The organism is Nitrospira sp. BLG_2 (assembly GCF_049222245.1).
The window spans coordinates 1-6,060 of record NZ_JBLYIG010000614.1; the positions used below are offsets into that span (position 1 = coordinate 1).

At 54.8% G+C, this 6,060-nt stretch carries 6 protein-coding genes; all 6 read left to right on the top strand.

All coding sequences use genetic code 11. The annotated features are described in order from the left end of the window. Positions 1-116 precede the first annotated feature (116 nt). On the top strand, positions 117-1,895 hold the full coding sequence (locus ACOSYY_RS16275; RefSeq protein ID WP_421663764.1) for a B12-binding domain-containing radical SAM protein: 1,779 nt from the start codon (positions 117-119) through the stop codon (positions 1,893-1,895). Positions 1,896-1,942: 47 nt separating this feature from the next. Then, the gene (locus ACOSYY_RS16280; protein ID WP_421663765.1) at positions 1,943-3,067 is read left to right on the top strand and encodes a hypothetical protein; all 1,125 of its coding nucleotides are present in this window, start codon (positions 1,943-1,945) and stop codon (positions 3,065-3,067) included. A gap of 21 nt (positions 3,068-3,088) precedes the next feature. Beyond that, positions 3,089-3,895, top strand: coding sequence for a tetratricopeptide repeat protein (locus ACOSYY_RS16285; RefSeq protein WP_421663766.1), 807 nt, complete (start codon positions 3,089-3,091; stop codon positions 3,893-3,895). Positions 3,896-3,917: 22 nt separating this feature from the next. Next, on the top strand, positions 3,918-4,193 hold the full coding sequence (gene tatA, locus ACOSYY_RS16290) for a twin-arginine translocase TatA/TatE family subunit (protein ID WP_421663768.1): 276 nt from the start codon (positions 3,918-3,920) through the stop codon (positions 4,191-4,193). 14 nt (positions 4,194-4,207) lie between these two features. After that, positions 4,208-5,461, top strand: coding sequence for an NHL domain-containing protein (locus ACOSYY_RS16295; protein WP_421663769.1), 1,254 nt, complete (start codon positions 4,208-4,210; stop codon positions 5,459-5,461). Positions 5,462-5,548: 87 nt separating this feature from the next. Continuing rightward, a partial coding sequence (locus ACOSYY_RS16300; RefSeq protein WP_421663770.1) for an ethylbenzene dehydrogenase-related protein occupies positions 5,549-6,060 on the top strand: 512 nt, incomplete at its 3' end.

Here is a 6,060-nt window from a genome sequence, read left to right on the forward strand (position 1 = left end):
TTCCGTCACTAGTTCAGCCTCTCTACGCTTGCAGATTGCATTTTTCGAAGTGCGGAGGGTATAAAGGAAGACGATCAGAACTTGCTGATTTTCAAGCATAAAAGGACAAACATCGCATGAAAATCTCGCTACTTTTCCCCCCGACCTGGCATCCTTCTCAACCCTATCTCAGTTTGCCGTCCTTGACTGGATTTTTGCGTCAGGGGGGGATTTCAGACGTATCGCAGCGCGACCTTGGCATTGAATTGCTGGATACCGTGTTGACCAGACATTACGCAGCCGAAGTGTACCAACGTTTGACGGCCAAGCAGCACGAACTGGAGCGGACTCAGAGCGGGGAGACGGGTCCCGGCAGTCGCGAGCATTACGCGAAGGTGACCGGCTCTCTCGACCGGTTCTCCTATCTCGTTGACCGTATTGAGCTTGCCAAGGAAACATTGCGCAGCGAAGGATTTTACGATCCTGACGCCTATCGAGCGAGCCTGTTCATGATCGACAAGTGGTTGGAAGTGGTTTCCTCAATCTATTTCCCGACCAGGCTCACGGTCGTGGACAATCAGTTTGGGAACTATTCCATTTATTCCTCGAAGGATTTGATGCGGGTCGTCCGCGACGAATCCCAGAATCCCTTTCTCAGCATTTTCCGCGACCGATTCATCCCGTCGATTGTCGACAGCCGTCCCGATCTCATCGGGGTCTCGATTACGGCCACGTCCCAGATCATTCCCGGCCTCACGCTCTGTCGATTGATCAAGGAGACCGCCCCGGACCTTCACGTGACCATCGGGGGCAGCATTTTTACCCGTCTTGTGGACAACATTCGCCGCTGCCCGAACCTCTTCGAATTGACCGACGATATCGTGGTATTTGAGGGCGAAACGGCCTTGCTGGAACTGGTCAATCAGCTCGCGGGCAAGAAGGATTACAGTAAGGTTCCCAACCTGATTTATCGCCACAACGGGAAGATCACCGTCAACCAGCCGTTCTATTCTGAAAATGTCAATCAACTCCCGGCGCCGAATTATGACGGATTCCCGCTGGATCGCTACTTGTCGCCGGAGCCGGTATTGCCGGTCCAGTTTTCGCGGGGGTGTTACTACAAAGATTGCGCGTTCTGCGCGCTGACCCTCGACCATCAGAATTTCAGGCAGAAAGATCCCGGGCGTACGGTCGAGGAACTGCAATGGCTGAAACAACGCTATGGCGCGCGCCATTTCTTTTTCACCGATGAATGCTTTGCGCTGGCGCCGACAAGACGGTTGTGCCAGCAGATGATCGAGCAACAGCTCGATGTCAAATGGACGTGCGAGATGCGGTTCGAGAAAAATCTCTCGCGCGAGCTGCTGGCGTTAATGCGGGATGCCGGGTGCTTGAAGATCGTCTTTGGGCTGGAGTCGTTCAATCAGCGGATCATGGATTTCATGAAAAAAGGGATCAAGCAAGAATGGGTCAGGCGGATCGCGGATGACTGTGTCGATCTCGGCATCGCCGTGCATTGTTACATCATCGTCGGGTTTCCCACGGAAAGAGAAGAAGAAGCGCTGGAGACCATGAATTTTATCGTTGACAACAAGAAACTCCACGAGTCGTACGGATTTTCCTGTCAGCCTTGCCTGTTCGACTTGGAAAAAGAAGCTCCCATTATGAGCGATCCCGGCGGATATGGGATTCGACGAATCATGCGCCCCTCTGCGGAAGATTTGAGCCTCGGGTTTTTCTATGAAGTGCAGGAAGGCATGACTCCGGAGGAGGCAGAGCGACTGTATCAGTATGTCTATGAGCGGATCAGTGAAGTCGTGTGCGAGCTGCCCTTTAACTATGCGATGGCAGACGGGTTGCTCTACATCTCACGAGCGAAAGAAGGAGCCGGACAGGAGCCGATAGCCGCACATTGACCTCATTTTTTCGCGACAGCTATAATGTGTGATCCTATGGTGCGTCCATGAAGGCAGCAGCTCTCAGCGAGCGAGTGATAGGAAAAATTTCAGACTTCGGTCCACTGTTCGAGTATACGGTCAAACTCGTTCTCCTGACCTCTTTTCTCGAACTGGTTCTCTATCGTCTGGCCTCCCGTCTTGGGATGCACCTCAGCAAAATGGCGGCGGATCACCCATGGATCACTCCCACATTCACCGCCCTGACCGAGGTGGGCGCGTGGCTCCTCAACATCGTGGCCGTATTGTTGTTCTTGGCACTCACGCTGGCCCTGATCCACCGGTGGGGAGGGCCTGCAACAGGTCGGTTCAGCAAACTCGGTAGTGTGGGGACGGCGCTCTTGTTGCTGTTGACCGTCGTGTTTCTCATTGTGCAACCCGGCATGCTGGGCGCAATCGTTTACAATGGGGTGACGCTGCTGGTGCTTACGGTGTTTGTGTCGGAATATGTGACGACCCATCGCGAGCCGGCTCAACGTGTGCTGGCCGTCACGTATTACTTGGGCGTTTCGGGATGGCTGTACTACCAGATCGTTTCGACGATCTACAGTGTGAGCGGAACATTGGCGGAGCCGCCATTTGTCTACGAATCTCATCGCGCGGGTGAAGCGTTGATGGTTGTGGCCAGTTTCTTGGTTTTTGCGGCCTATGGCACGAGCAAGAGTCTATCGCTGCGAACGAAGAACCGTCGGCAACGGAACCGCGCCATGTGGTTTTGGTCGGCGACGGGGATCATTTTCTCGGCCCTCATCGTCGCAGACTATGCCTTGGACCTGTATAATCCGGCATTGGCCTCTGCATTCAGACAGGCCTCGCAGGGCATCGGTTGGATCTTTCAATTCGGAATGGGCTATACCTTCTATCTCCCTTTTGCGGTGTATGTCGGGGGATTGCTCTGCTGGTCTTACACCGTCGTCAAGTTACTGATGATCGGGAGACTGGCCGGCTATGGAATCGGTTTGATGTTCATCGCCGGTTATGCCTTAATGTTCTCGAACCTTACTTTGATGGTCGTGCTTGGAGTCATGTTGCTCGCCCTTGATCGAGTGAAACGAACCGTGATCGAATCGGTGCCGACCGCCGTTGGCCCCACGATGCCGGCATCGGAAGGTCTACTCCACGGGCAGGCTTAGTTTTAGCGCGAGATTATATTTATGGAAAATCAGGAACCGACGTCATCGCAATCGGAGACCGTTCTTGACCCCGGGGATCAGCCGCTCACCCCGGACGAAGAGATCGCGGGGATCGAAAAATTATTGGCTGATGAACCTGACGACTTTCAGGCTCGCTGTCGACTCGGTGAGTTGTACTTCAGCAAAGGGCGGCTCGATGATGCGTTGGCAGAGGTCAAGAAAGCGATCGAGATGGCGGAATCCCTTCGCGCAGAAATGAATCGCTCGCTGGCCATGTATTACGCAAATCTGGGAACAATCTACGCGACCAAGAACATGACTGATGAAGCCGAGGCCGAGTTTCGGCATGCGCTGGATATCTTCCCCTACGATGTCCTCGCGCTGTTCAACCTTGGGAGGGTCTACGCAGACAAGAAACAATACATGGAGGCGAAAAACTATTACGAGCGCCTCGTCGAAATCACTCCGGAGGACCCGATCGCTTGGTATAACCTCGCGGGGGTCTATATTGAGCTGGATAACCCTCAGGTGTCCGATTACAACACCATCGACATGGGTATTCAGTGCTACCTTCGCACCTTGGAACTGGACCCCAAGCACTTGGAATCGAGCTTCAAGTTGATGGAAATCGCGCTCAATCATAAGAAGAGCGATTTGGCGGTGAGAGTCATGGAGAGCGCCGTGGAGCACAATCCTGATGAACCGCTCGCGTATTACAACCTTATCAGCGTGTATGACAAGTGCAAGATGTTCAGCCAGGCCGAAGAGACGCGCAAGCGGTTGAAAGAGCGGTTTGCCAAGAAACCGAAGGATGGTCCGAGGTCCTAATTCCTTTTAGGAGAGGTGCACTATGTTTGGCAGTCTAGGGTTCACCGAGCTGATCCTCATACTTATGATCGTGCTGATTATTTTCGGAGCGGGGAAATTACCGCAATTGGGCGAAGGGCTCGGCAAGGCGATCAAGGGATTCAAAAAGTCCGTCCATGAGGCGGACGCGATCGAGGCCGATGCTCAGGCTGCAGCGCAACAGGCCGCTGCGCCTCAAGCCGTGACCGCGGCTTCGACCCAGAATGCTCCGTTGAATCAGCCTGCGCCGGCTACCGCGCAGCCTGCTCCACGTTCCTAGCACCCATCACGGCTATGGATACAGAACTCAGCTTGGCAGCCGGCTACATTGAAACCTTTGCCGGAAACGGTAAGGCTCGAAGCACGGGTGACGGCAAACGCGCGGTGAAAGCCGGCATCCCGCTCCCCCATCACATCGCGCTCGACAAGACAGAGCAGTGGCTCTACTTTGCCGAATCAGGGTCCGATCGAGTCAGGCGCGTCAATCTTCAAGAAGGCACCCTCCATAATTTTGCCGGCATCGGGGAGACGTGTTACAGCGGCGATGAAGGTCTCTGTGGCGAAGCAGGACTGTATTTGCCGTTGGGCGTCGCGTTTGATTCCCGGAACAATTTGTATATTTGTGATTCCGGGAGCAATCGGATTCGAAAGGTCGATCATGAGACGGGCATCATTACGACGGTGGTGGGGACCGGTCAGCATGGGTTCAATGGGGACGGTCCCTCGCTGGAAGTCAATCTCACCTGGCCGGCAGCGATTGCCTTTGATCGGGAAGATGTCCTCTTTATCGCCGATACCCAGGCTCACAAGATCAGACGATATGATCCGAAGACCGGAATGGTGACGACGATTGCTGGGACCTGGTCGGCCGAAGATGAGGCGCGGGAGCAGCCGTTGGTGGCTAGGAATTTAGTTGTTCTGTCAGGCGACGCGATCGGAATCGATTTCAGCGATGATCAGGGATGGCTCATGCCGGTCTGTTCGGATGGGCTCGATATGTCGATGTACCTGGACGATGGAAGGCCTGCGATGGAGTCGCGCCTCTACGACATTGTCGGGCTAGCGGTCGATGCCAAAGGCGACGTGTACGTGGTTGACAAGGGCAGCAATCGGGTCAGAAAGATCGATTCCAGGACCGGAATTATTGCGACTGTCGCAGGGGTTTGCCGGTACGGATACGACGGCGACGATAAGCCGGCCGTCAGAGCCATGTTGCATGCTCCGGAAGCCGTGATCTTTGATGAACAGGATAACCTCTACATTTCCGATACGATGAATCATCGGGTCCGTAGAGTGGATGCGAAGAACGGTCTCATGACCACCGTTGCCGGAAACGGGGACAGTGGATATGAGGACAAGAATATCGGCGGCTGTGGGGCCGCTCGATTTGTCGCCAAGGAATCGGCCGGGATGTTAAAACACGGAGACGGTTTGCTCGGGACCGAGGCTGTCGTGAATTCCCCCGTCGGTTTGGCCGTGGATTCGCAAGGCCATCTCTATATCTGCGAACGCGGAGAGAATAAAATCCGTCGTCTGAAGCTCTCGTAATTCATAACCGCTCATCTCCACGTTTGTCTCGCACGGGTTTTGTGATATTCTGAGTTCGGCTTTCTCTCGGAGTACCGTGCGGTGCGAATGACGTACATCGGCAGTTCCCCCTTTCACCTCCTTGGGTTTTTTTCAAGCCTTATTGTCGTTGCCGGTGTGCTCGGAGCGTTTGGGATTCCGCTAGTCAGCTCGGAGGGAATGACCATCAGATCTTACTTGGTCCAAGGTGATCTGCCGAATAGCGCCGATGATGCCGATTGGGGAAAGGTCTCACCGATCACCATTCCCCTGAGCGGGCAAGTGATCACGAGGCCGGTGTGGCCGGAACCCACGGTGCGGGCGTTGACGGTGCGGTCCGTACACAATGGAACCGAAATCGCCTTCCTGCTGGAATGGCAAGACAACACGAAGAATGATCGGCTGACTCCCGGCACCTTCCGGGATGGAGTCGCGGTCGGACTTCCGCTCGGCGATGCGCCGGCATTTTTCTGCATGGGACAGCTGGACCACTATATCAACATCTGGCACTGGAAGGCGGACTGGCAAAGCGATATCGACCGACGGGCGGCACGGGCGTCGGAGAAAAAAGAGGGAGGGGT